The following is a 25,519-nucleotide window of genomic DNA, read 5'->3' as shown; positions in this document are numbered from 1 at the left end:
GATCGCAAAACGAATCTGAGGAGGTTCCCGGACCTATGAAGGCACTCGCCCCCGACAGCATCGCCGCGCCCTTCGGCGCCTATAACCACGGTATCGACAGCGGCCCGGCCGGGCGGGTGATCGTGACCTCCGGCCAGCTCGGCCTCGCGCCCGACGGCACCTGTCCCGAGGGGGTGACGGCGCAGGCGGAGCGGTGTTTCGCCAATCTGGACGCGATCCTCGCGGAGGCGGGCATCGGGCGCGGCGAGGTCGTCCGCATCTCGGCCTTCGTCACGCGGCGGGAGGATTTCGCGCCCTATATGGCGGTGCGCGACGCCTGGCTGCGCGACGTGGCGGTGAAGCCCGCCTCGACGCTCCTCATCGTCACCGGCTTCACCCGGCCCGAATTCCTCGTCGAGGTGGAGGTGACGGCGGTCGTGCCGCTCTAGCCTGGGGGCGGTCCGCGGCGGGCCGCCGCGCCGGCGCCCGGATCAGACGCCGAGCCGGTCGAGCACCGGCCGCCACTGGTCCTGGAGCCGGCGATAGGGCGCCTGCGTCCGGTCGAAGATCGAGAGCCCTTCGCGCGCGAGATCGACATAGGCGGCGCGGTCGGACACCAGCGTCACGAGCGCATGGCCGTTCGCCGCGAGAAACTCGCCCAGCAGCCGCGCATCCTTGCGCCGCAGGTCGATGCGCGAGCCGATGGGCAGGATCTCCACCTTTTCCTTGCGGATGCGCTTGAGCTCCTGGAGGTCGGACAGGAAGCCCTTGAGCGCCAGTTCGTCGAACATCGAGGCCATGATCGGCATGACGAGGACATCCGCCTCCCGGACGAAGGGTTTCGCACGCGCCGCGCCCAGTCCCGCGCCGCTGTCGATCACCAGCCAGTCGGTCTTTTTCGGCACGCTCGGGCGGGACTCCCCGGACCAGTCGAGCGTCTTGATATGCGGCGCATAGGCCGAGCGCCGCTTGCCCCAGGCGCGGGCGGACTGCTGCGGATCGGCATCGGCGAGCACAACGCTCGCGCCGGTGGCCTTCAGCGCGCAGGCCAGGGTGATCGCCGTCATCGTCTTGCCCGATCCGCCCTTGGAATTGGCCACGAGGAGGGTTTTCACGACGGCGGTCCTTTCTTTTTGTTTTTCTTCAGGAATTTGCGAATATGATTGCGCAGCTCGCGCGAGGCGGACGTGTCGAGTTCTTCGCAGAGCGCGACGAAGGCGTCCCTGTCCGTCTTCGGCAGGCGAATGATGAGACTGCTGTCTTTCTTGCTCGATGGCGACATGGCGCGCTCCGACCTCTCCGGTCTGAATTGTATATACGCGGCTGTATATACGCTGAAACATCCCGGTCAACCCGAACCCTCAGAGCTTACGAAAGAAAAGCGGATTCTTGAAGGGCGAAGAGCCACCGCGCCGCCGCGTGGTTTGCCGGACGCCCGCCGGGGCGCTTTCCTTCGCGCGCGGATTGATCTACGAGTGGGGCGAGCCCTTGCAAGTCCCGCAGACGAAAGGAAATCCGATGTCCGATCCCGTCATTCTGCTGTCCTCCGACGCGTTCACCGATGACGAGAGGGCGCGGGTCATGGCGCAGGGGCCGACCGTGGCCGCGGTGACGCCGGAGGCGCGGCAGGCCCTGCCGGAGGCGGTGCGGCAGGGCATCCGTGCGGTTGCGAACAAGGCGCATATGCCCTTCGACGGCCCGCAGATGGACCTGTTCCCCAATCTCGAGCTGATCGCGCATTTCGGGGTCGGCTATGACGCGATCGACGTGGCGGCGGCGAGCGCGCGCGGCATCCGCGTGACCAATACGCCCGACGTGCTCAACGAGGATGTGGCCGATCTCGCGGTCGCGATGATGCTGGCCTTCAGCCGCGACATCATCCGCGGCGACGCCTGGGTGCGCGAGGGGACGTGGGCCTCTGGCCGCGAGCTGCCGCTCAATCGCAAGATGTCGGGCGCCCGCGCCGGCATCGCGGGGATGGGCCGCATCGGCCGCGCCATCGCGGACCGTCTCGCGGCCTTCGGGATGGAGATCCATTATACCTCCCGCTCGGAAAAGCAGACGCCGGGCTGGCACTGGCACGGCAACGATGTCGTCTCCCTCGCCGGGGCCGTGGACTGGCTCGTGGTCGCGGTGGTCGGGGGCGAGGAGACGCGCGGCTATGTCTCGAAGGAGGCGCTGGCGGCGCTCGGCTCCGACGGTGTCGTCGTGAACATCGCCCGCGGCAGCTGCATCGACGAGGAGGCGCTCATCGCCGCGCTCGAGGCGCGGGAGATCGCGGGGGCGGCGCTCGACGTGTTCTACAACGAGCCGCATGTCGATGCCCGGCTCGTCGCGCTCGACACCGTGCTGCTCCAGCCGCACCAGGCCTCCGCCACGGTCGAGACCCGCCGCGACATGAGCGTGTTGCAATGCGACAATCTCGCGGCGCATCTGGCCGGGCGCGCGCTGCTGACGCCGGTCAACTGACCCGCCTCCGGTGCGGGCGGGGTGATCCCGGATCCCGTCCGGTCCTCTTCCGACGACCCGTTTCCGACGCCTCGGCGCCCCCGTGGATCGTGCGCTCCGCATGAGGATCGCGCGCCGGATCCGTGTATCCTATAGAATTTATCGGGATTGACATGTCCGACTAAAGAAGTCAGTTAATAGGGCGCAGTCCGAGGACCCGTGCCGAGGACCACGCCCGAGCGGAACCGGGTGTCGCAGGGGGTCCGGCCATGCCAGGGGAAGGGATATATTCGATGAACCGTATGATGACCGCCGCGATCGTCGCCATGCTGCCCGCAGCGCCGCTCCTTGCCGGGGAGGCGGAGGTGGTGCAGACCTATGCCGACATCGGTCACGCGACCTATGAGGACGCGCTGGTCAAGGCGCAGGATCTGAAAACCGCGATCGACGCATTTCTCGCGGAGCCCTCCGACGCCACGCTCGCGGCGGCGAAGACGGCCTGGATCGCGGCGCGCGTGCCCTATCAGCAATCCGAGGTCTTCCGCTTCGGCAATCCGATCGTGGACGACTGGGAGGGCAAGGTGAACGCCTGGCCGCTTGACGAGGGGCTGATCGACTATGTCGACGCTTCCTATGGCGGTGCGACCGACGAGAACGCCTATGCCGCGCTCAACGTGATCGCCAACCCGGCCTTCGAACTCTCGGGCGAGCAGATCGACGCCGCGGAGATCACGCCCGAGCTGATCGGCGAGACCCTGCACGAGGCCGACGAGGTCGAGGCGAACGTCGCCTCCGGCTATCATGCCATCGAATTCCTGCTCTGGGGCCAGGACCTGAACGGCACGGATCACGGGGCGGGCAACCGGCCCTATACCGATTACGTCACCGGAGAGGGCTGCACCAACGGCAATTGCGACCGCCGCGCGCAATATCTGACGGCGGCGACCGATCTGCTGATCTCGGATCTCGAATACATGGTCGGGCAATGGGCCGAGGGCGGCGAGGCGCGCGAGGCCGTCGTCTCCGATCCGGCGCAGGGCATCGTCGCGATGCTGACCGGCATGGGATCGCTGTCCTATGGCGAGCAGGCGGGCGAGCGGATGAAGCTCGGCCTCATGCTCAACGATCCCGAGGAGGAGCATGACTGTTTCTCCGACAACACCCACAACTCGCATTTCTACGACGGGCTCGGCATCGAGAACGTCTACAAGGGCGAATATGTCCGCGTGGACGGCACCGTGGTCACGGGCGAGAGCCTTCAGGATCTCCTTGCTGACGCCGATCCCGAGCTCGAGACCGAACTCACCGGCGCCATCGACCACACGCTCGCGGAACTCGCGCGGATCAAGGCGGCGGCCGAGGCCGGCTTTTCCTACGACCAGATGCTCGCGCGCGGCAACGAGGCGGGCGAGGCGCTGATCATGGCGGCGGTGGACGGGCTCGTCGCCCAGACCCGCTCCATCGAACGGGCGGTCACCGTCCTGACCGCCGGCGACATCGAGGTCGAGGGCTCCGACAGCCTCGACGACCCCGAGGCCGTCTTCCAGTAAGCAACCCGATCCGCGGGCCGCGCCGCTCCTGCGCGCGGCCCGTTTCTGCCCTCACAGAGGACCCGGAAAGACCTGTCATGATCGTCTGCTCCTGCAACGCCATCAGCGACACAGATATCCACGCCGCCATCGACTGGATGCGCGCCGCGGATCCCCGGACGATCATCACGCCGGGGAAAGTTTACCACGCGCTCGGGAAACGTCCCGACTGCGGGGGATGCATGCCGCTTTTCCTTTCCACCATGCGCAAAAATGATAACCTCGAGGTGCCTGCGGAACTGCGCGGGCTTCGCGAAACACTCAGGAAGAGGAAAAGCCACACATGAAAGGCGACGTAAAGGTCATCGAGTACCTCAACGCAGCTCTCCGTTCGGAACTCACAGCCATCTCTCAATACTGGGTCCATTACCGGATGCAGGACGACTGGGGCCTCAAGAAGATGGCGAAGAAATCGCGCGAGGAAAGCATCGAGGAGATGAACCACGCCGACAAGCTGATCGAACGGATCCTCTTTCTCGAAGGGCACCCGAATCTCCAGAAGCTCGACCCGTTGCGCATCGGGCAGACGCCGAAGGAAACGCTCGAAGCCGATCTCGCCGCCGAACATGACGCGCTGACGCTGTATCGCGAGGCGCGCGACCATTGCGACAGCGTGCGCGATTACGTGTCGAAGAACCTGTTCGAAGAGCTGATCGCGGACGAAGAAGGCCATGTCGATTTCCTCGAAACGCAGCTCGATCTCTACGAACGCCTCGGCGAGCAGAGCTTTGCGCTGCTCAACGCCGCGGCGATGGACGAGGCCGAGTAGTCCGGCGCTGGCGCTCGCGCTGTCCCTCGTTGCGGGGCAGGCGGGCGCCGTCGGGGGCCTGACGCCGGGCGAGCCGTCCGGCGCCATCGTTCCGCGCAGCGCCGCCGAACAGGCGCGGGTGGCGGCGGTGATCCGCCCGCCCGAGACATTCGCCGCGCCCGAGCCGTTCGAGGCCAGGCCCGGCGGCGCCGGCACGGTGGCGGACAGCGGCGATGCGCGCGCCTTCACCCTTCCTTCCGCCAATCTGGCCTTCGAGGAGACGCTCGATTTCGAGCTCGGGAACGCGCTTTTCGCAAAGCTCTGGGTCTCCGCGCCCTCCTCGACGAAAGCCTCGGACGGGCTCGGTCCGCTCTACAACGCGCGGTCCTGCCAGCGTTGTCACCTGAACGACGGGCGCGGCCATCCGCCGGAGGGGGAAAGCGACAGCCGCGTGTCGATGTTCCTGCGCCTGTCGGTGCCCGCGCCTGCGGATGCGGTGGCCACGGAGCTCGAGACCTATCTCGCCGCGCTCGACGGGGAGGGCGCGACGCCGCGCACCCGGCCGGAGCCGGTCTATGGCTGGCAGCTCCAGGATCATGCGGTGGCGGGTCATGCCCCCGAAGGCTGGCTCGACATCGCCTATGAGGAGGAGGAGATCGCGCTGTCGGACGGGGAACGGGTACGCCTGCGCCGCCCCGTCTATGCGATTGCGAAACCCGCCTACGGGGATCCGTCCCCCGCGCTCCAGATCTCCCCGCGCGTCGCCAACCCGATGATCGGCCTCGGCCTGCTCGAGGCGATCCCGGCGGAGGACATTCTTGCCCATGCCGATCCCGAGGATGCCGACGGCGACGGCATTTCGGGCCGCCCGAATGTCGTCTGGTCGCGCCGCGCGCAGGCGCCGGCGCTGGGCCGGTTCGGCTGGAAGGCGGGGGAGGCGTCGGTGGAGGAGCAGGCCGCGACCGCCTTCGCCTTCGACATGGGCATCTCCTCGCCGCTCGTCCCGCGGCCTGCGGGGGATTGCACCGGGATGCAGGGGCGGTGCCTGGATGCGCCCTCCGGTGCCGGGGACGTGCGCGGCGACGAGATCGACCAGGCGGGGCTGGACCTCGTGACCTTCTACGCGCGCAACCTCGCCGTGCCGGCGCGGCGCGACATCGGCGACCCGGAGGTGCTGCGCGGCAAGGCGGTGTTCCACGACACCGGCTGCGCCGCCTGCCATGTGCCGAAATACGTGACCCACCGGCTCACGGACCCGTCGCGCGCCGCGCAGTCGTTCCAGTTGATCTGGCCCTACAGCGACCTTCTGCTGCATGACATGGGGGAGGGGCTGGCCGACCACCGGCCGGAGCACCGCGCCACCGGGCGCGAATGGCGCACGCCGCCGCTCTGGGGGATCGGTTTGACGGCGCGGGTCTCCGGGCATAACACCTATCTCCATGACGGACGCGCGCGGTCGCTGCTCGAGGCGGTGCTCTGGCACGGCGGCGAGGCCGAGGCGGCCCGCGAGGCCGTGGCGACCCTGCCGAAGGCCGACCGCGCCGCGCTCGTCCGTTTTCTCGAAAGCCTCTGAAAGGAGCCGACCGCCATGCGCCGTTTCACCGCCCTTTGCGTCTCGCTTTCCCTCGCCGGACCGCTCGCGGCCGATCCCGTCGGAGAGGCGGTCACGCGCGCGGTCGACCGGCACGCGACCCCCGCGATCGAAACCTTTGCCGCCGCCGCCGAAGGGCTCGCCGAAGTCGCCGCGCAGGATTGCCGCGCCGAGGCGGTCAAGCCGGCCTATCATTCGGCCTTCGACGCCTGGATTCCGGTGCAGCAGCTCCATCTCGGCCCGATCGAGAAGGACGGGCGGATCCTCGCGATGTCCTTCTGGCCCGACAAGAAGGGCCTGACCCAGCGCACGCTTGCGGCCATCGTCGCGGACGAGGATCCCGTGGTGGACGATCCGGCGGAATTCGCCCATGCCTCGATCGCGGTGCGCGGATTCTTCGCGCTCGAGATGATGCTGTACGACGATCGGTTCGCGGGCTACGGGGCGGAGGAGTATGCCTGCCGTCTGGTGCGGGCGATCACCGGGGACATGGCGCGCATGGCGGGCGAGATCGACGCGGAATGGACCGGCGAGGACGGGTTCGCCGACACGCTGAAACAGGCCGGGGAGGCGGCGCAGGTGCTTTATCTGACGCCGACGGAGAGCCTTCAGGCGCTCTACACCCAGCTCACCGCGGCGCTGGAATTCGACCGCGACCAGCGCATCGCGCGCCCGCTCGGCTCCTTCGAGCGTCCGCGCCCCGAACGGGCGGAGGCGCGCCGTTCCGCGCGCTCCCGCCGCAACCTCGTGCTCTCGCTCGAGGCCGCCCGCGATCTGGCCCGCAGCCTCGCGCCCGCGGAGATCCCGGCGATCGAGGCGGGGTTCGAGGATGCGATCGGGCTGGCGCGGGATCTCGAGACCCAGGATTTCTCTGATGTCGAGGATCCGACGCAGCGGCTCGAACTGGAGATCGTCGGACAGCGGATCCAGACGATCCAGGGCGCCATCGCCAACGAGATCGGCGCGCCTCTGGGTATTTCCGCGGGTTTCAACGCAGGGGATGGAGACTGACATGACCGACCGACGCACCTTTCTCAAGGCGGCCTTTGCCACCGCCTTCGTGCCGCGCCTGAGCTGGGCGGATGCCGGATCTCCCGCCTATCTCGGCGCGGCGCGCGATGCCTCGGGCGATTACGCGCTCTACGGGCTCGACGCGGCGGCGCAGATCGTGTTCCGCGTGCCTCTGCCCGCCCGCGGCCATGCCGCCGCCGCCCATCCCGCGAAACCCGAGGCCGTGGCCTTCGCGCGCCGTCCCGGCACCTTCGCGCTGGTGGTGAACTGTGCGACGGGCGACGTCACCCACCGGCTCGACGCGCCGGAGGGACGGCATTTCATGGGGCATGGGCTGTTCGTGAATGGCGGCGATCTCCTGCTCACGCCGGAGAACCACTATGCCGCAAAGCGCGGCATCCTCGGCCTGTGGGACCGCACGAAGGGATACGCGCGCATCGGCGAGGTGCCGACCCATGGCATCGGCCCGCATGACGTCAAGCAGCTCTCCGACGGCACGCTCGTGGTGGCCAATGGCGGGATCTTCACCCATCCCGAGATCGGCGCGGGGCGCGAGAAGCTCAACCTCGACGGAATGAAACCGTCGCTGGCCTATCTGACGTCCGGTTACACGCTGGTCGAAAAGGTCGCGCTGGCCCCCGAGCTGCACCGGAACTCGATCCGGCACCTATCGGTCGGGCCCGGCGACCAGATCGCCTTCGCGATGCAATGGGAGGGCGACGAGACGGAGGTGGTGCCGCTCCTCGGCCTGCACCGGCGCGGCGAGGCGCCGGTTCTGGCGCAGGCGGAGCTGGGGGAACAGTTCGCGATGCGCGGCTATGCCGGCTCCGTGGCGCATTCGGGCGATGGCACGGAGGTCGCGATCACCTCGCCGCGCGGCGGGCGGCTGCACCGTTTCGCCCCCGACGGCCGCTTCCTCGGCGCCGTGCAGCGCGGCGACATCTGCGGGCTTGCGCCCTGTGCCGCGGGCTATCTCGGCTCAGACGGGTTCGGCGCGCTGGTCGAGCTGCGCGAGACGATGCGGCCGCTCAACGCCGTGCCGGGCCTTGCGTGGGACAACCACCTCGTCGCGCTGCCGCAGCTTCTGTGACCGCGAATGTCCGGAAAATCTGTGCGAAATTGGAGGCACCGCGGCCGCATCGGTGCGGAGAGCGGATCGCCGGCGTCTCCGTCGCGGGCGGGATGTGGCGGGAATCCGGCCGAAAATCGTGCAAAATCGCGTGAGAGCGGCGTGAGCCGTCCGCCGTTTTCGCCGCTTCCCCGCCGGTGCGGGGACGGACAGGGGCCGGGCGCTCTTGCAGCCCCCGACCTCCGCCACTAAGACTCATGTAACACTTACGCGCTACGACAGCGAAAGCAGCAACAGGCAGGGACCGATGAAAGACCCGATTGATACCTACATGAACACGCTCGTTCCGATGGTGGTCGAACAGACCAGCCGCGGCGAACGGGCCTACGACATCTTCTCGCGCCTGCTGAAAGAGCGGATCATCTTCCTGAACGGTCCGGTCCACGACGGCATGTCCTCGCTGATCTGCGCGCAGCTTCTCTTCCTCGAGGCGGAAAACCCGAAGAAGGAGATCGCGATGTATATCAACAGCCCCGGCGGTGTCGTGACCTCCGGCCTGTCGATCTACGACACGATGCAGTATATCCGTCCGAAGGTCTCGACCCTCGTGATGGGGCAGGCGGCCTCGATGGGCTCGCTCCTGCTGACGGCGGGGGAGCAGGGCATGCGCTTCTCGCTGCCGAATTCGCGCATCATGGTGCACCAGCCCTCCGGCGGCTATCAGGGCCAGGCGACGGATATCATGATCCACGCCCAGGAGACCCAGAAGCTGAAGGACCGGCTGAACAGCATCTACGTGAAGCACACCGGCAAGAAGATGAAGGAGATCGTCGACGCGCTCGAACGCGACAACTTCATGTCGCCCGAGGAGGCCAAGGATTTCGGCCTGATCGACGAGATCGTCGAAAGCCGCGTGGTGCCCGAGGCGTAAAGGCGTTGTCCCGCGGGACTTCGCCGGCACCGCGACAGCATATCCGGCGGCGGCGCGGGAAGGCGGGATTTTGGCATTGTGCCTGAAATTCGGCTGACCTAAACTCCTCGGGAAGGGCAAGCGGCCATCCCCGGTCACCGGGGGCGGCCAGACTGATGAAATCCGGCGGGTGCCGCGGATCGTGCGGCCGGGGCCGACGGGGCGTCGGTCCCTTGACCGGATTTCAGGCGAACAACGGCCCGGATGGGCCCAGGGGAATGTGATGAGCAATTCGTCCGGTGGAGACAGCAAGAATACGCTTTACTGCTCGTTCTGCGGGAAAAGCCAGCATGAGGTGCGCAAACTGATCGCGGGGCCGACCGTGTTCATCTGCGACGAATGCGTCGAGCTTTGCATGGACATCATTCGCGAGGAGACGAAATCCTCGGGGCTGAAATCCTCCGAAGGCGTGCCGTCGCCGAAGGACATCTGTGCCGTGCTCGACGACTACGTGATCGGCCAGGCGACGGCGAAGCGCGTGCTTTCCGTGGCCGTGCACAACCATTACAAGCGTCTGAACCATGCCGCGAAGGGCGCGGGCGACATCGAACTCGCCAAGTCGAACATCCTGCTGATCGGCCCCACCGGCTGCGGCAAGACGCTTCTGGCGCAGACGCTGGCGCGGATCCTCGACGTGCCCTTCACCATGGCCGACGCCACCACGCTGACCGAGGCGGGCTATGTGGGCGAGGATGTGGAGAACATCATCCTCAAACTCTTGCAGGCGTCCGAATACAACGTGGAACGCGCGCAGCGCGGCATCGTCTATATCGACGAGGTCGACAAGATCACGCGCAAGTCCGACAATCCTTCGATCACCCGCGACGTGTCGGGCGAGGGGGTGCAGCAGGCGCTCCTGAAGATCATGGAAGGCACCGTGGCCTCCGTGCCGCCGCAGGGCGGGCGCAAGCATCCGCAGCAGGAATTCCTGCAAGTGGACACCACGAACATCCTGTTCATCTGCGGCGGCGCCTTTGCCGGGCTCGACCGGATCATCGCGCAGCGCAACAAGGGCACGGCGATGGGCTTTGGCGCGGATGTCAAGAATGACGACGACCGCGGCGTGGGCGAGCTGTTCAAGGAGCTCGAGCCCGAGGACCTGCTGAAATTCGGCCTGATCCCGGAATTCGTCGGCCGGCTTCCGGTGCTCGCGACGCTCGAGGATCTCGACGAGGAGGCGCTGGTCACCATCCTGACCGAGCCGAAGAACGCGCTGGTGAAACAGTACCAGCGCCTGTTCGAGCTCGAGGATGTGAAGCTCTCCTTCACGGAGGAGGCGCTGGCCGCCATCGCCAAGCGCGCGATCGAGCGCAAGACCGGCGCGCGGGGCCTGCGTTCCATCCTCGAGGACATTCTGCTCGACACGATGTTCGAGCTTCCGGGCATGGACGACGTGACCGAAGTGGTGGTGAACGAGGAGGCGGTGGTCTCCCCCGCCAAGCCGCTGATGATCTATTCCGACGGCGAGGCGAAGGAGGCGAACGCCTCCTGACCCGGCCCGTCCGGCGGACGGACAGACAGACAGATAGACAGACAGGGGCCCCGCGGGAGAGATCCGGCGGGGCCTTGCCATGGTGGGGCCACGCTCCGCGAAAAGCCGCACCGCGCGGCGCGCTCCCCTCTGGACCTTGCTGCGTCGATGGTCCATAGATTGCCCAAGCGAACTTCGAAAGGTGACGGATCCATGGGTATCGTGAACACTCTCTTGCGCGCGCTCGTCTGGTGGAAGGACGGAACCATCGGGACACAGCTTTTCACCTGGCGCCACGGGATCAAGGTGGGCGAGGACGCCCAGGGCAACCGCTTCTACCGCAACGAGGCCGACACCCGCCGCTGGGTCGTCTATAACGGCGATATCGAGGCGTCGCGGGTCTCCCCGGAATGGCACGGCTGGCTGCATCACACCTTCGCGAACCATCCCGGCCACGAGGCGCTGGCGCATAAGGAATGGGAAATGCCGCATGTGGAGAACCTGACCGGCACCCCCGCCGCCTATGCTCCCGCCGGTTCCATCCGTCGTCCCAAACCGATCGTGCGTCAGGATTACGAAGCCTGGCAGCCCGAATAAGGCCGTTCGTCATGTCCGAGAATCCCACAGAAATCGCGGTGGGCGCCGGCGTCGTCGCGCTTGCCATCGGCTTCCTGGTCTATGCCGGGCAGCTCACCGGCTTTGCCACCGGTCCGCAGGACAGCTATCGGCTGACCGCCTCCTTCCGCTCCGCCGAGGGGATCTCCACCGGCACCGACGTGCGGCTTGCGGGGGTGAAGGTCGGCACCGTCACCGGGCTCGGTCTCGACCGGGAGACCTTTCGCGCCGAGGCGCAGCTCACGCTCGACGGCAATGTCCTCCTGCCCGACGACACGGCTGCGCTGATCTCCTCCGAGGGGCTGCTCGGCGGCAATTTCGTCGAGCTTCTTCCCGGCGGTTCGATGTTCAATTTCGAGGACGGACAGGTGATCGCCGACACGCAGGGATCGGTGAGCCTGATCAACCTGCTGCTCAAGTTCGTCACCGGGAGTTCCGAAGACGGGAGCGAGCTGGAATGAGCCGTCTCGGCATCGTCCTGATGGCCGCATTCATCGCCTGCGGCGGCGCGCAGGCGCAGGAGCCGGGGTTCAGCGACGATCTCGACACCGGCATCGACGATATCGAGATCACCCCGCTCGAAGAGGACGAGGAGGGCGGGTTCGGCGAGGGGCTGTCGCTCGAGGAGCTACAGCGCCTGCCCGACGAGGGGTTCCAGGACGAGCTCAACGACATCACCACCGAATTCCGCGACACCGTCGCCTCCTCCTCGGGCGCGACGCTGCGCGCGCTCGACAAGCTGACGGGGCGGGTCGAGGATCTGGGCGCGGGTGTCGGGGACATGGTGCGCTTCGGCCGGATCGAGATCTTTCTCGGCGATTGCCGCTATCCCGAAGGCAACCCCTCGGGCGACGCCTATGCCTATCTGACCGTGCGGGTCGACGGGACGGAGGATCCGGTCTTCTCCGGCTGGATGATCGCGTCGAGCCCGGCGCTGAACGCGATGGATCACCAGCGCTACGACCTCTGGCCGCTGTCCTGTAGCACGTCCTGAGGCGTCAGCTCTCCGGTCGGCGCGCAGAAATCCGCCCGCCTTTCCATGGCCTTTCGCAACAATGCCCGATAGTCGGCGCGGGGGATCTCGATGCCGCCGAGAGAGGCGAGGTGGGGCGTGAGAAACTGTGTGTCGAAGAGGGTGAAGCCCGTGCGCCGCAGCCGCGCGACGGTATAGGCGAGTGCGACCTTGGACGCGTCGGTTTCCCGCGAGAACATGCTTTCCCCGAAAAACGCCGTGCCGAGCGCGAGGCCATAGATCCCGCCGACGAGCCGCCCGTCGCGCCAGACCTCGCAGGAATGGCCGAACCCCATCTCGAACAGCCGGGTGTAGAGCGCGAGGATCGTGGCGTTGATCCAGGTTTCCTCGCGATCCGCGCAGCCGGTCATGACGCCGGCGAAATCGCGGTCGAAGGTGACGGAGAAGCGCCCCGAACGGATCACGCGGGCCAGCGAGCGGGAGATGTGGAACCCGTCGAGCGGGATGATCCCCCGCATCCGCGGGTCGACCCAGAACAGCGCGGGATCCTCCCGGCTTTCGGCCATGGGAAAGACGCCGTTCGCATAGGCCTGAAGGATCAGTTCCGGGGTCAGCTCGACATGGTTCATGATCCGACTCTGGCGGCTCTTTCATCAAAAGAAAAGGCCGCCTCGCGGACGGCCTTTCCACAATCATGCAAGGGGCTTAGCCCAGGTTGGTCTCGAGCCATTTCTCGAGCCAGTGGATGTTGTAGTTGCCGGCCTGGATATCGGGCTCTTCGAGGAGTGCGTGGAACAGCGGAATCGTCGTGTCCACGCCGTCCACGATCAGCTCGCCGAGCGCGCGACGCAGCCGTGCGAGCGCTTCGGGCCGGTCGCGGCCGTGCACGATCAGCTTGCCGATGAGGCTGTCGTAATAGGGCGGGATCGAATAGCCGGTGTAGAGCGCGCTGTCCATGCGCACGCCGAGGCCGCCGGGCGCGTGATATTGCGTGACCTTGCCGGGGCAGGGCGCGAAATTGGGCAGGCGTTCGGCATTGATCCGCACTTCGATCGCATGGCCGTCGATCCTGAGATCGTCCTGGGTGAAGGACAGCCTGTTTCCCGCCGCCACGCGGATCTGCTCGCGCACGAGATCCTGGCCGAAGATCGCCTCCGTCACCGGATGCTCCACCTGAAGGCGGGTGTTCATCTCGATGAAATAGAAATTGCCGTCCTCGTAGAGGAATTCGATCGTGCCGGCGCCCCTGTAGCCCATTTCCGCGATGGCCCTGGCGCAGATGCCGCCGATCTCGGCGCGCTCCGCGGCGCTGATCGAGGGGCCGGGGGCTTCCTCAAAGACCTTCTGGTGGCGGCGCTGGAGCGAACAGTCGCGTTCGCCCAGGTGGATGCCGCCGCCCTGGCCGTCGCCGAAGACCTGCACTTCGATGTGACGCGGCTTCTGGAGGTATTTCTCCATGTAGACCTCGTCATTGCCGAAGGCGGCCTTGGCCTCCGAACGCGCGGTGCGGAAGGCGACCTCGAGCTCGGCCTCCGATTTCGCGACCTTCATCCCGCGCCCGCCGCCGCCGGCGGTGGCCTTGATGATGACGGGATAGCCCATCTCCGCCGCCGTCTTCTTCGCGGCGTCCACATCCGGGACACCGCCCTTCGAGCCGGGAACGACCGGGATCCCCAGCCGTTCGGCGGTTTCCTTTGCCGTGATCTTGTCGCCCATCTGGCGGATATGTTCCGCCGAGGGGCCGATGAAGGTCAGGTCGTGGTCCTCGACGATCTGCACGAAGGCGGCGTTTTCCGACAGGAAGCCATAGCCCGGATGGATCGCCTGCGCCCCGGTGATCTCGCAGGCGGCGATGATCGCGGGGAAGGAGAGATAGGACTGGGCCGAGGAATTCGGCCCGATGCACACGGCCTCGTCGGCCATACGCACATGCATCGCATCGGCATCCGCCGTGGAATGGACCGCCACGGAAGCGATGCCCATCTCGCGGCAGGCGCGGATCACCCGGAGGGCGATTTCGCCACGGTTGGCGATGAGGATCTTATCGAACATCGGGGACGCCCTTATTCGATGATCATCAGCGGCGCGCCGAATTCGACCGGAGTGCCGTCCTCGACGAGCACGCGCCTGACCGTGCCGGATTTCGGAGCGGGGATGTGATTCATCGTCTTCATCGCCTCGACGATCAGCAGCGTCTGGCCCTCGGAGACCTGGTCACCGACCTTGACGAAGGGGGCGGCGCCCGGTTCCGCGGCGAGATAGGCGGTCCCGACCATCGGGGAGGAGACGGCGTTCGGATCGTTCGCGGGGTCACCCGCCTCGGCGGGGGCGGCAGGCGCTGCCGCCGCGGGTGCGGCGCCGGGCGCGGGAAGGGCCGCCGGGGCCGGCGCGGCGGCGACTGTCTGGACGACCTCTTTCACCTTGGACACCCGCACGTTCAGGCGATCGTTCTCGCCATATTCGCGTTTCACCTCGAGCTCGGTCAGGTCGTTGGCATTGAGCAGTGCGGCCAGAGCCTCGATGAAGGCCACGTCGGCGTCGTTCTGTTTTGTCATAGGGTCACTCGGTTTCTGCCGCCCGTCTTCGTGGCGGGCTTTTCATGGGTCTGGTCCCGTATATAAGCCTTGTAACGTTGCGTGAAAACCCGATATCCGGCCTGCGCCCCCGCCGCCGCGCCGAAACTCTGCGCAAGTTTTGGGCGCGCACGCATCAATCTTTGGCGAAAGCGGGGCTCCGTGGAGGATTTGTGCGCGGCCAATATTTTACCGCTTGATAAAATTCCTGCCCCTGCCACGCTGGTCACGACGAAGCAAGCCACAGGGAGCAAGCCCGATGTCCATTTCTCCGATGACGCCCGGCCTCGCCGCCGGGCGCCTGCCGAAGGACAGCTACGCCGCGCATTTTTCCGACCTGCACCCGCCGCTCGATGCCCATGAGGCGCAGGTCGCGGCGGACCGCTGCTATTTCTGCCACGACGCGCCCTGCATGACTGCCTGTCCGACCTCGATCGACGTGCCGCTCTTCATCCGGCAGATCCTGACCGGAACGCCGGAGGCGGCGGCAAAGACGATCTTCGATCAGAACATCCTCGGCGGCATGTGCGCCCGCGTCTGCCCGACGGAAACGCTGTGCGAACAGGCCTGCGTGCGCGAGACCGCCGAGGGCCGGCCGGTCGAGATCGGGCGGCTGCAACGCTATGCGACCGACAGCCTGATGGCGAAGAATTCCCATCCCTTCTCGCGCGCGGCGCCGACCGGCAAGCGGGTGGCGGTGGTCGGCGCGGGGCCTGCGGGGCTTTCGGCGGCGCACCGTCTCGCGATGCGCGGCCACGATGTCACCGTCTTCGACGCGCGTCCGAAACCCGGCGGGCTCAATGAATACGGGATCGCCTCCTACAAGGCGCCGGAGGGCTTCGCGCAGAAGGAGGTCGACTGGCTCATGCAGATCGGCGGGATCGCCGTCGAAACCGGCAGGGCCCTGGGCGCCGGGCTGACGCTCGAGGGGCTGAAGGCGGAGTTCGACGCGGTGTTCCTTGCCATCGGTCTCGCGGGGGTGAATGCGCTCCGGGCCGAGGGCGAGGAAAAGGAGAACGTGCGCGACGCGGTGGAGTTCATCGCGGATCTGCGCCAGTCGAACGACCTTTCGACCTTGCCGGTGGGGCGCGACGTGGTGGTGATCGGCGGCGGCATGACCGCGGTAGACGCCGCCGTGCAGGCGAAGCTCCTGGGCGCGCGGACCGTCACCATGCTCTACCGGCGGGGCCGGGAGCGGATGGGGGCTTCCGAATACGAACAGGATCTCGCCGCCTCGAGGGGCGTCCGCATCGTCTACAATGCCCGGCCGGTGCGGGTGATCGGCAACGGGGCCTGCGCCGAGGTCGAATGCGAATACACGGTCGAGGAGAACGGCGCGCTCGTGAGCACCGGCGAGACCTTTCGCCTGCCGGCCGACCAGCTGTTCAAGGCCATCGGCCAGACGCTCGCCGGCGCGCCGGACGGCCTGAGGATCGAGGGCGGCAAGATCGCGGTGAGCGCGACGGGCCGCACGTCCGTGGCACGCGTCTGGGCCGGGGGCGATTGCGCGAGCGGGGGCGAAGACCTCACCGTGACGGCGGTCGCCGAGGGGCGCGATGCCGCCGACGATATCCACGCCAAGCTGATGGAGGGCTGAGCCATGGCCGATCTGACGAGCGATTTTTGCGGGATCAAGAGCCCGAACCCCTTCTGGCTCGCCTCCGCGCCGCCGACCGACAAGGAATATAACGTCCGCCGCGCCTTCGAGGCCGGATGGGGCGGCGTCGTGTGGAAGACGCTGGGGGAGGCGGGGCCGCCGGTGGTGAATGTCAACGGCCCGCGCTATGGCGCCGTTCACGGCGCCGACCGGCGGCTCCTGGCGCTCAACAATATCGAGCTGATCACCGACCGTCCGCTCGAGGTCAATCTCGAGGAGATGACGCGGGTCAAGCGGGACTATCCCGACCGCGCGCTGATCGCGTCGGTCATGGTGCCCTGCACGGAAGAGGCGTGGACGGAGATCCTGCCGCGCATCGCGGAAACCGGCTGCGACGGGTTCGAGCTCAATTTCGGCTGCCCGCATGGCATGGCCGAGCGCGGGATGGGATCGGCGGTCGGGCAGGTGCCCGAATATATCGAGATGGTCGCGCGCTGGTGCAAGGCGGCAACCGGCCTGCCGGTGATCGTCAAGCTGACGCCCAATGTCACGAATATCCTCGGCCCGGCGGAGGCGGCGCTGCGTGGCGGCGCGGATGCGGTGTCGCTGATCAACACGGTGAATTCGATCACCTCGGTCGATCTCGACAGTTTCGCGCCGCAGCCGACGATCGACGGGAAGGGCACGCATGGCGGCCTCTGTGGCCCGGCGGTCAAGCCCATTGCGCTCAACATGGTGGCGGAGATCGCGCGCAACCCGGCGACGGCGGGCCTGCCGATCTCGGGGATCGGCGGGGTGACAACCTGGCGTGACGCGGCGGAATTCCTCGCCCTCGGCGCCTCCAACGTGCAGGTGTGCACGGCGGCGATGACCTATGGCTTCAAGGTCGTGCAGGAGATGATTTCGGGTCTCGGCCAGTATATGGACGAGAAGGGATTCGCCTCGGTCTCCGACCTGTCGCGCAAGGCGGTGCCGAACGTCACCGACTGGCAGTATCTCAACCTCAACCATGTGACGAAGGCGGTGATCAGTCAGGACGACTGCATCAAATGCGGCCGCTGCTACATCGCCTGCGAGGACACGTCGCATCAGGCCATTGCCATGTCGCCGGACCGCAGCTTCACCGTGAAGGACGAGGATTGCGTCGCCTGCAACCTCTGCGTCAATGTCTGCCCGGTGGAGGGCTGTATCACGATGAAGACTCTGCCGCACGGCGCGGTGGACGCGCGCACCGGGCGCGAGGTCGGAGATTACGCCAACTGGACGACCCACCCGAACAACGTGATGGCCTGTTCGGCGGAATGAGCCGGACGTGCGCCGGGGGGCGGCCTGTCGGCCGGCTCCGGCGCCGATCCCGCCGCGCGGGCGCCGCGCGACGCGGGAGAGGGGGCATCCGCGCCGTTCCTACGCCAACGCCGTCAGTCCGCGGCGCGTTCGTCCGGGGGGTCTGCCAGCGCGGCATGGTTGTCCGGCGTGGTCTCCTGGATGTCTCGCGGGCGCGCCTGGGGCAGGGCCTCCCGGTCCGTCTGTGCCCGGTCCGTCCCTGCTGTGTCATCGGGAGGGGGCGCCGCGGGGACGTGCTCCGGCGCCCCATGCGGCTGCGGTCGCGGCACCGGGGCGATCGCGGCCTCGTCGGCCTCCCTCGCGCGCTTTGCTTCGAGCCTGGCGATGGCCATGCGCAGATCGCGCTCGACCTCGAGCACGGAGGCCTGAAAGGCCGGCGTCGGCCCGGCGATCACATCATCGGGCAAGGGGTCGCGAGCGGGCGCCATGCTGCCCGTCCTTGCGTCCCGCTTTCCGGCCTGCGGATCACCAGAGGGGTCGCCGGAGCCGCCATGCCCGCCGGCGCCGTGGTGCCGCGTGAATGCGGCGCCCGTCTGTCCGGCAAACCCGTTTCCGTTCGTGAATGTCGCCGCCCCGTCGGTCGCTGTTTCCGCGATCGGAGGGACGGCGGGCCTTGGCGGATCCGGCGATGGCCTGAAGGCGAAGCCGCCGCCTCCGAAGGCCGGCACGCCCGTGATAGTCGTCATGCCCTGGCTCCTTGTGCAAAAGGAGCCCCCACCTGTTTCCCATATCCGAGGATAGGCGAGTCGCGGGGGTGAGCGCAGCCGAAATCGGTGCAGATGGTTAACGCGCCCCGCTGTCTAGGGTGTCAGCATCCGCCGGTAGAGCGTTTCGAGAAACACCCGCGCGTCCTCGAAATGCGAGTCGCCGTCGGGATGGAGGATGCCGCGGATCTGCGCGTCGAAATCGGCGTAATGCTGGGTTGTCGCCCAGATCGAGAAGATCAGGTGATAGGGGTTGGTCGGCGCGATCCTGCCCTGGGCGATCCAGTCCTCGATCACCGCGGCCTTGGTCTCGACGAGGCTGCGCAGCTCGCCCTCGATCTTGTCGAGGATGTTCGGCGCACCCTGCACGATCTCGTTGGCAAAGAGGCGGCTTTCGCGCGGGTATTCGCGCGCCATCTCGAGCTTGCGCAAAACATAGGCGAGGATCTCCTCGACCGGCTCGCCATCTGCCCGCATTTCGCGCAGCGGATCGAGCCATGTCTGCATCAGCCCGTCGATCAGGGCGCGGTGGATGGCGACTTTCGAAGGAAAATAATAGAGCAGGTTCGGCTTCGACAGCCCCGCCGCCCGCGCGATCTGGTCCAGCGTCGCGCCGCGAAACCCGTGCTGGGAAAAGACCTCCAGAGCGGCTTCGAGGATCGTTTCCGTGTTCTTTCTCTGTATCCTGGTGCGTGGTTGCCGGCCGGGCATATGCATCTCGATTCCCATATTTTGCGCGGTTCCTCCCGTTACCGCATCATCCTTGCCAAAAAAAGCGTCATGTCGAAGCGGGAATCGCCTTAAAACCGGACTCGGACCGCCTTTGCCCGGTTTTTCGGCAAGTGGCATCTTCGGGGCCGGCGGGCGTTGCTGTTAGTGTGCCCTTGACCAAATGGTCAAACCGAACCGGAAACGACCGGAACACGAGGCGGGCTGCGCCGCGACCCGCGCCCCGCCGGAGAGGAAAGGACAGTGCATGACCGCCGCGACATCTGCCCCGGCTGAAAACCTCAGGATCAACTCCGGGCGCCTCTGGGACAGCCTGATGGAGATGGCGAAGATCGGACCGGGGGTGGCGGGGGGCAACAACCGCCAGACGCTGACCGACGCGGATGCCGAGGGGCGCGCGGTGTTTCAGACCTGGTGCGAGGCGGCGGGGATGACCACGGGCGTCGATGCCATGGGCACGATGTTCATGACGCGCGCGGGGACGGATCCCGAGGCGCTGCCGGTCTATGTCGGGTCGCATCTCGACACCCAGCCCACGGGCGGGAAATACGACGGCGTCCTCGGTGTGCTCGGCGCGCTCGAACTGGTGCGCACGCTGAACGATCTCGACATTCGGACGAAACATCCGATCGTCGTCACCAACTGGGCCAACGAGGAGGGCGCGCGCTTCGCGCCCGCCATGCTGGCCTCCGGCGTCTTCGCGGGCAAGCACACGCTCGACTATGCCTATGGCCGCACCGACCTCGAGGGCAAGACCTACGGCGGGGAGCTCGCGCGGATCGGCTGGAAGGGCGAGGAGGAGGTCGGCGCGCGCCGGATGCACGCCTATTACGAGCTTCATATCGAACAGGGTCCGATCCTCGAGGCCGAGGGCCGGGAGATCGGCGTCGTGACCCATTGCCAGGGCCTGTGGTGGCTCGAATTCACCCTCACCGGCAAGGAGGCGCATACCGGCTCGACGCCGATGGCGATGCGGACCAATGCGGGGCTCGCCATGGCGCGCATCCTCGAGATGGTGCAGGAGGTCGCGATGGCGCACCAGCCGAACGCGGTGGGCGGCGTCGGGCAGATGCAGTTCACCCCGAATTCGCGCAACGTGCTGCCCGGAAAGGTGGTGTTCACCGTGGATATCCGCAGCCCCGATCTCGACAAGCTCACCTCGATGCGCAGCCGGATCGAGGCGCGTGCGGCGGAGATCTGCGCCGGGCTCGGCGTGGAATGCGCGGTGGAGCCGGTCGGACATTTCGATCCCGTGACCTTCGCCCCGGACCTGGTCGCGAATGTGCGCGCCGCGGCGGAGCGCCTGGGCTACAGCCATATGGATCTCGTTTCGGGCGCGGGGCACGATGCCTGCTGGGCTGCGGCGGTGGCGCCCGCGACGATGGTGATGTGTCCCTGCGTGGGCGGGCTGTCGCATAACGAGGCCGAGGAGATCACCCCCGAATGGGCGGCGGCGGGCACGGATGTGCTGCTGCATGCGGTGCTGGAGACGGCCGGGATCGCGGAGTGAGGCGGCGGGGCGAGGGGCCAGCCCCTCGCGCTCCCCGGAATATTTGAGAGCAGATGAAGGGCAGGGACGCGGCGGACGTCCCGCGTGCCCGAGAAGGAGAGGGAAATGAGCAAAGTCATCAAGGGCGGCACCATCGTCACCGCGGACCTGACCTATGAGGCGGATGTGAAGATCGAGGACGGCCGGATCGTGGAGATCGGGCCGGATCTTTCCGGTGACGAGGTGCTGGATGCGTCGGGCTGTTTCGTGATGCCGGGCGGGATCGACCCGCATACCCATCTCGAGATGCCGTTCATGGGCACCTATTCCAGCGACGATTTCGCCTCCGGCACCCGCGCGGCGCTTGCGGGCGGGACGACGATGGTGGTCGACTTCTGTCTGCCCGCGCCGGGCGAGAGCCTTCTCGACGCGATCAAGGTCTGGGACAACAAATCGGTGCAGGCCTGTTGCGACTATTCCTTCCACATGGCGATCACCTGGTGGGGAGAGCAGGTCTTCGACGAGATGAAGGCGGTGACCGAGAAGGGGATCAACACCTTCAAGCATTTCATGGCCTACAAGGGCTCGCTCATGGTGAACGACGACGAGATGTTCGCCTCCTTCCGGCGCTGCGCGGAACTGGGCGCGACGCCGCTCGTGCATGCCGAGAACGGCGACGTGGTGGCGGAACTCACCGCGCGGCTGCTGGCCGAGGGCAACACCGGCCCGGAGGCCCATGCCTATTCGCGCCCCGCCCAGGTCGAGGGCGAGGCCACGAACCGCGCGATCATGATCGCCGACATGGCGGGCGCGCCGCTCTATGTGGTGCATACCTCCTGCGAGGAGGCGCATGAGGCGATCCGGCGCGCGAAGATGCAGGGCAAGCGCGTCTGGGGCGAGCCGCTGATCCAGCATCTCGTGCTCGACGAGAGCGAATATTTCAACGAGGACTGGGACCATGCCGCGCGCCGGGTGATGAGCCCGCCCTTCCGAAACAAGCAGCATCAGGACAGCCTCTGGGCCGGTCTCGCCTCGGGCACGCTTTCCTGCGTCGCCACGGACCATTGCGCCTTCACGACCGAGCAGAAGCGGTTCGGCGCCGGCGATTTCTCGAAGATCCCGAACGGGACCGGCGGGCTCGAGGACCGTCTTCCGGTGCTCTGGACCTGCGGGGTCGAGACGGGGCGGATCACGATGAATGAATTCGTGGCCGTAACCTCCACGAATATCGCCAAAATCCTGAACTGCTATCCGAAGAAGGGCGCGATCCTCGTCGGCGCGGATGCGGATATCGTGGTGATGGATCCCTCGATGAAAAAGACGATCTCCGCGGCCACGCAGGCCTCCGCCATCGACTACAACGTGTTCGAGGGGATCGAGGTGACGGCGCTGCCGCGCTACGTGCTCACCCGTGGCCATGTGGCGGTGGACAGGGGGGCGCTGAAGGCGCAGGAAGGCCATGGCGAATTCGTTGCCCGCGATCCGAATGCGACGGTGAACAAGGCCCTGTCGAAATGGAAGGACCTGACCGCGCCGCGGCCCGTGGCGCGGGCGGGGATCCCGGCGACGGGCGTGTGACGTGGCGCGTGCTCCCGAAGTTTGCGGTGTCCTCGAAGCGGCGGTCTATGTGACGGATCTCGACGCGGCGCAGGCGTTCTACGAGGGCCTTCTCGGGCTCGAGGTGATCGTGCGCGTGGAGGGGCGGCATGCGTTCTTTCGCGCCGGGCCGGACAGCGAGAGCGTGGTCCTGTGTTTCATCGCGGAGGCGACGCGGGTTCCGCCGCCGCCCGGCGCGCGCCTGCCCGTGCCTCCGCACGGGGCGGAGGGACAGGGCCATGTCGCGCTGGCGGTCGCGTCCGAACACCTGGCCGGATGGGCCGACTATCTGAAGGAAAACAATGTGGAGATAGAGGCGGATTTCCTCTGGCCGACCGGCAGGAGGTCGATCTACCTGCGCGACCCGGCGGGCAACAGCGTGGAACTGGCGGACCGGGGCCTGTGGAGGGGGGAGGCATGACGGCGCGGCCGGTCATCGACGCGCAGCATGTCGATCTCACCTTCCGGACGGGTGACGGGCCGGTGCAGGCGCTCAGGGATGTCTCCCTGCGGATCGACAAGGGCGATTTCGTCTCCTTCATCGGGCCGTCGGGCTGTGGCAAGACGACCTTCCTGCGCTGCATCGCCGGGCTCGAGACGCCGACGGGCGGCACGCTCGAGGTCAACGGGCTGAGCCCGGAGGAGGCCCGCAAATCAAGGGCTTATGGCTATGTCTTCCAAGCCGCCGGGCTGTATCCCTGGCGCACGATCGCGGGCAATATCAAGCTGCCGCTGGAGATCATGGGCTTTCCGAAGGCCGATCAGGACGCGCGTGTGGAGAAGGTGCTCGATCTCGTGGACCTGACGGGCTTTGGCCGGAAATTCCCCTGGCAGCTCTCCGGCGGGATGCAGCAGCGCGCCTCCATCGCGCGTGCGCTGGCCTTCGATGCCGGGATCCTGCTCATGGACGAACCCTTTGGTGCGCTTGACGAAATCGTGCGCGACCGGCTCAACGAGGAGCTTCTGCGCCTCTGGGCGGCGACGGAGAAGACCATCGGCTTCGTGACCCATTCGATCCCGGAGGCGGTCTATCTCTCGACCAGGATCGTCGTGATGAGCCCGCGGCCGGGGCGGATCACGGATGTGATCGAAAGCCCGCTGCCGAGGGAGCGGCCGCTCGAGATCCGCGACACGCCGGAGTTCATCGCGATCGCGCACCGGGTGCGCGAGGGGCTGCGGGCGGGGCACGAGGCATGATCGGATTTGCGTCGGACTTGCGTCGGACTTTTGTCGGGCCTCGCCGGGACGCGCGGCGGGCTGCTTCATCTGCTCATAAATATCCGGTCCGGCGCCGGTTGCGGGCGGGAGGCCGGGCATGAGGAACCTCCTTCCCGTCCTCACGGTGCTCGCCGTCCTGCTCCTCGTCTGGTACGGGGCGGCGATCCGGATGAACAGCCAGTGGACCCATGACCAGGCCGCGCGGGCGGGGGAGGAGGTGTCCTTCGGCGCGCTCGTCGCGGACACGCTGTCGCAGGAGCGCCCGAAACTTCCCGCGCCGCATCAGGTCGCGGCGGAGATCTGGAAGACGACGGCGGAGCTGCGCCCGACCTCGCGGCGCTCGCTCGTCTATCACGGCTGGGTCACGCTGTCGGCGACGCTCGTCGGCTTCGGGATCGGGACGCTCGCGGGCATCGCGCTCGCCGTCGGGATCGTGCACAACCGGGCGATGGACCTCGGCGTGATGCCCTGGGCCATCGCCTCGCAGACCATCCCGATCCTCGCCATCGCGCCGATGATCATCGTGGTGCTGAATTCGATGGGGATCTCCGGGCTGATCCCGAAGTCGATCATCGCCGCCTACCTCTCCTTCTTTCCGGTGGCCGTGGGCATGGTGAAGGGGCTGCGCGCGCCCGACCAGATGCAGCTCGACCTGATGAAGACCTATAACGCGGGCGGGGCGGAGACCTTTCGCAAGCTGAGGCTGCCCTCGTCGATGCCCTATCTCTTCGCCTCGCTGAAAGTGGCCATCGCGGCGGCGCTCGTCGGTACGATCGTGGCCGAACTGCCCTCGGGGGCGACGCGCGGCCTCGGCGCGCGGCTCCTGTCGGGGAGCTATTACGGCCAGACGGTGCAGATCTGGTCGGCGCTCTTTGCCGCGGCGGCCCTTGCGGCGGCGCTCGTGGGGATCGTCGGCGCGCTCGAGAGGGGCGTTCTGAAACGGATGGGGATGGCGCGATGACCCTTGTCCATGTCGCGCTCGTCCTCGCCGTCTGGCTCGGCCTCTGGTGGCTCAACACCCGGCTTGCCGCGCAGGCGCGGACGCGCTGGCTCGTGCCGGTCCTGTTCGGGGTGACGCTCCTGCTGATCTGGGAACTCGCCGTCCGGCTGTTCGGGGTCTCGCCGGTGATCCTGCCCGCCCCCACGGCGATCTGGGCACGGATCACCTCCTCGGCGCCGATCCTCTGGACGGATTTCGTGCAGACCATCGTCAAGGGGGCGCTCACCGGCTATCTGCTCGGCTGCGGCGCGGCCGGTCTCACCGCCATCGCCATCGACCGCTCGCCCTTTCTGCAACGCGGGCTCCTGCCGGTGGGGAATTTCGTCGCCGCCCTGCCGATCGTGGGCATCGCGCCGATCCTCGTGATGTGGTTCGGCTTCGACTGGCAGTCGAAAGCCGCGGTGGTGGTGGTGATGGTGTTCTTTCCCGTGCTCGTGAACACGGTTGCGGGGCTCCAGGCGGCGGATGCGATGCAGCGCGACCTGATGCGCACCTATGGCGCCTCCTACCGGCAGACGCTGTTGAAGCTGCGGCTGCCGGCGGCGATGCCCTTTGTTTTCAACGGGCTCAAAATTGCGACGACGCTGGCGCTTATCGGGGCGATCGTCGCGGAATTCTTCGGCTCCCCGATCAAAGGCATGGGGTTCCGGATTTCCACCGAAGTCGGCCGTCTCGGGCTTGATATGGTCTGGGCGGAGATCGCGGTGGCGGCGGTCACGGGGTCGGCCTTCTACGGGCTGGTCTCGCTGATCGAGAAGGGGGTGACCTTCTGGCACCCGTCCCAACGCGGGTGATCCCGCATCCA

Annotated in this window: 28 protein-coding genes; 21 read left to right on the top strand and 7 right to left on the bottom strand. The window is 67.2% G+C overall.

Annotated elements, in window-relative coordinates:
- Positions 1–35 precede the first annotated feature (35 nt).
- Entirely contained in the window at positions 36–428 is a 393-nt protein-coding gene (locus P73_RS15350) for a RidA family protein (RefSeq protein WP_043870250.1), read from the top strand.
- A gap of 42 nt (positions 429–470) precedes the next feature.
- On the opposite strand, the gene P73_RS15345 is transcribed toward P73_RS15350, so the two are convergent.
- Together P73_RS15345 and P73_RS26195 are read right to left on the bottom strand one after the other, a co-directional pair.
- Positions 471–1,094 carry a ParA family protein gene (locus tag P73_RS15345; protein ID WP_043870249.1) on the bottom strand — a complete coding sequence of 208 codons (624 nt, stop codon included), beginning with the start codon at positions 1,092–1,094 and terminating at the stop codon, positions 471–473.
- On the bottom strand, positions 1,091–1,261 hold the full coding sequence (locus tag P73_RS26195) for a hypothetical protein (RefSeq protein WP_169747683.1): 171 nt from the start codon (positions 1,259–1,261) through the stop codon (positions 1,091–1,093). The genes P73_RS15345 and P73_RS26195 overlap by 4 nt, the downstream gene beginning before the upstream one ends.
- Before the next feature lie 299 nt (positions 1,262–1,560).
- Between P73_RS26195 and P73_RS15340 the strand changes: the two genes are divergently transcribed.
- From P73_RS15340 to P73_RS15285, 12 genes are all read left to right on the top strand, one after another.
- Complete coding sequence (locus P73_RS15340) at positions 1,561–2,448, top strand: 2-hydroxyacid dehydrogenase (protein ID WP_420836139.1); 888 nt, start codon at positions 1,561–1,563, stop codon at positions 2,446–2,448.
- 272 nt (positions 2,449–2,720) lie between these two features.
- Positions 2,721–3,977, top strand: a complete 1,257-nt coding sequence (locus P73_RS15335) for an imelysin family protein (protein WP_043870247.1) — start codon at positions 2,721–2,723, stop codon at positions 3,975–3,977.
- A 77-nt stretch (positions 3,978–4,054) separates the two neighbouring features.
- Entirely contained in the window at positions 4,055–4,303 is a 249-nt protein-coding gene (locus tag P73_RS15330; protein ID WP_043870246.1) for a (2Fe-2S)-binding protein, read from the top strand.
- A complete protein-coding gene (gene bfr, locus P73_RS15325) occupies positions 4,300–4,785 on the top strand; it encodes a bacterioferritin (RefSeq protein WP_043870245.1) in 486 nt (161 codons plus the stop codon). Before P73_RS15330 ends, bfr begins: the two co-directional genes overlap by 4 nt.
- Positions 4,745–6,337: a di-heme oxidoreductase family protein gene (locus P73_RS15320; RefSeq protein WP_420836118.1), complete on the top strand. Its 1,593-nt coding sequence runs from the start codon at positions 4,745–4,747 to the stop codon at positions 6,335–6,337. The genes bfr and P73_RS15320 overlap by 41 nt, the downstream gene beginning before the upstream one ends.
- Before the next feature lie 15 nt (positions 6,338–6,352).
- On the top strand, positions 6,353–7,366 hold the full coding sequence (locus P73_RS15315) for an imelysin family protein (protein ID WP_043870244.1): 1,014 nt from the start codon (positions 6,353–6,355) through the stop codon (positions 7,364–7,366).
- A 1-nt stretch (position 7,367) separates the two neighbouring features.
- The gene (locus tag P73_RS15310; RefSeq protein ID WP_043870243.1) at positions 7,368–8,456 is read left to right on the top strand and encodes a DUF1513 domain-containing protein; all 1,089 of its coding nucleotides are present in this window, start codon (positions 7,368–7,370) and stop codon (positions 8,454–8,456) included.
- 286 nt (positions 8,457–8,742) lie between these two features.
- Positions 8,743–9,366, top strand: coding sequence for an ATP-dependent Clp protease proteolytic subunit (locus tag P73_RS15305; RefSeq protein WP_043870242.1), 624 nt, complete (start codon positions 8,743–8,745; stop codon positions 9,364–9,366).
- 262 nt (positions 9,367–9,628) lie between these two features.
- Positions 9,629–10,897 (top strand): ATP-dependent Clp protease ATP-binding subunit ClpX, encoded by a 1,269-nt coding sequence (gene clpX / locus P73_RS15300; protein WP_043870241.1) that lies wholly within the window; start codon positions 9,629–9,631, stop codon positions 10,895–10,897.
- 192 nt (positions 10,898–11,089) lie between these two features.
- Entirely contained in the window at positions 11,090–11,473 is a 384-nt protein-coding gene (locus P73_RS15295; protein ID WP_043870240.1) for an NADH:ubiquinone oxidoreductase subunit NDUFA12, read from the top strand.
- Between the two features lie 11 nt (positions 11,474–11,484).
- Positions 11,485–11,952, top strand: coding sequence for an outer membrane lipid asymmetry maintenance protein MlaD (mlaD, locus tag P73_RS15290; protein WP_043870239.1), 468 nt, complete (start codon positions 11,485–11,487; stop codon positions 11,950–11,952).
- Entirely contained in the window at positions 11,949–12,485 is a 537-nt protein-coding gene (locus tag P73_RS15285) for a DUF2155 domain-containing protein (RefSeq protein WP_245629181.1), read from the top strand. Before mlaD ends, P73_RS15285 begins: the two co-directional genes overlap by 4 nt.
- Here the strand turns inward: P73_RS15285 and aat are convergent.
- The 3 genes from aat to accB all read right to left on the bottom strand — a co-directional run bounded on the left by aat (position 12,449) and on the right by accB (position 15,019).
- Complete coding sequence (aat, locus tag P73_RS15280) at positions 12,449–13,093, bottom strand: leucyl/phenylalanyl-tRNA--protein transferase (protein WP_043870238.1); 645 nt, start codon at positions 13,091–13,093, stop codon at positions 12,449–12,451. The two genes, P73_RS15285 and aat, sit on opposite strands and share 37 nt — an antisense overlap.
- A gap of 76 nt (positions 13,094–13,169) precedes the next feature.
- Complete coding sequence (accC, locus tag P73_RS15275; protein WP_043870237.1) at positions 13,170–14,516, bottom strand: acetyl-CoA carboxylase biotin carboxylase subunit; 1,347 nt, start codon at positions 14,514–14,516, stop codon at positions 13,170–13,172.
- Positions 14,517–14,527: 11 nt separating this feature from the next.
- Positions 14,528–15,019 carry an acetyl-CoA carboxylase biotin carboxyl carrier protein gene (accB, locus tag P73_RS15270; RefSeq protein WP_043870236.1) on the bottom strand — a complete coding sequence of 164 codons (492 nt, stop codon included), beginning with the start codon at positions 15,017–15,019 and terminating at the stop codon, positions 14,528–14,530.
- Between the two features lie 277 nt (positions 15,020–15,296).
- On the opposite strand from accB, the gene P73_RS15265 reads away from it, so the two are divergent.
- Positions 15,297–16,634, top strand: coding sequence for an NAD(P)-dependent oxidoreductase (locus P73_RS15265; RefSeq protein WP_043870235.1), 1,338 nt, complete (start codon positions 15,297–15,299; stop codon positions 16,632–16,634).
- A 3-nt stretch (positions 16,635–16,637) separates the two neighbouring features.
- Complete coding sequence (gene preA / locus P73_RS15260; RefSeq protein WP_043870234.1) at positions 16,638–17,939, top strand: NAD-dependent dihydropyrimidine dehydrogenase subunit PreA; 1,302 nt, start codon at positions 16,638–16,640, stop codon at positions 17,937–17,939.
- A 113-nt stretch (positions 17,940–18,052) separates the two neighbouring features.
- Here the strand turns inward: preA and P73_RS15255 are convergent, their stop codons facing one another.
- Positions 18,053–18,664 carry a hypothetical protein gene (locus tag P73_RS15255; protein ID WP_043870233.1) on the bottom strand — a complete coding sequence of 204 codons (612 nt, stop codon included), beginning with the start codon at positions 18,662–18,664 and terminating at the stop codon, positions 18,053–18,055.
- Positions 18,665–18,778: 114 nt separating this feature from the next.
- Positions 18,779–19,411: a TetR family transcriptional regulator C-terminal domain-containing protein gene (locus P73_RS15250; RefSeq protein WP_082033257.1), complete on the bottom strand. Its 633-nt coding sequence runs from the start codon at positions 19,409–19,411 to the stop codon at positions 18,779–18,781.
- 247 nt (positions 19,412–19,658) lie between these two features.
- Between P73_RS15250 and P73_RS15245 the strand changes: the two genes are divergently transcribed.
- The 6 genes from P73_RS15245 (at position 19,659) to P73_RS15220 (ending at position 25,508) form a co-directional block, all read left to right on the top strand.
- The gene (locus P73_RS15245) at positions 19,659–20,921 is read left to right on the top strand and encodes a Zn-dependent hydrolase (protein WP_043870232.1); all 1,263 of its coding nucleotides are present in this window, start codon (positions 19,659–19,661) and stop codon (positions 20,919–20,921) included.
- A gap of 105 nt (positions 20,922–21,026) precedes the next feature.
- Positions 21,027–22,478 carry a dihydropyrimidinase gene (gene hydA, locus P73_RS15240; protein WP_043870231.1) on the top strand — a complete coding sequence of 484 codons (1,452 nt, stop codon included), beginning with the start codon at positions 21,027–21,029 and terminating at the stop codon, positions 22,476–22,478.
- A gap of 1 nt (position 22,479) precedes the next feature.
- Complete coding sequence (locus P73_RS15235) at positions 22,480–22,917, top strand: VOC family protein (RefSeq protein WP_043870230.1); 438 nt, start codon at positions 22,480–22,482, stop codon at positions 22,915–22,917.
- Positions 22,914–23,693, top strand: coding sequence for an ABC transporter ATP-binding protein (locus P73_RS15230; RefSeq protein WP_043870229.1), 780 nt, complete (start codon positions 22,914–22,916; stop codon positions 23,691–23,693). Before P73_RS15235 ends, P73_RS15230 begins: the two co-directional genes overlap by 4 nt.
- A gap of 118 nt (positions 23,694–23,811) precedes the next feature.
- Entirely contained in the window at positions 23,812–24,675 is an 864-nt protein-coding gene (locus tag P73_RS15225; RefSeq protein ID WP_043870228.1) for an ABC transporter permease, read from the top strand.
- Complete coding sequence (locus P73_RS15220; protein WP_043870227.1) at positions 24,672–25,508, top strand: ABC transporter permease; 837 nt, start codon at positions 24,672–24,674, stop codon at positions 25,506–25,508. Before P73_RS15225 ends, P73_RS15220 begins: the two co-directional genes overlap by 4 nt.
- Positions 25,509–25,519 lie beyond the last annotated feature (11 nt).

Origin of the sequence: Celeribacter indicus (assembly GCF_000819565.1) — a bacterium.
Classification (GTDB): domain Bacteria; phylum Pseudomonadota; class Alphaproteobacteria; order Rhodobacterales; family Rhodobacteraceae; genus Celeribacter; species Celeribacter indicus.
This window is presented reverse-complemented; position numbering and strand designations above follow the sequence as displayed.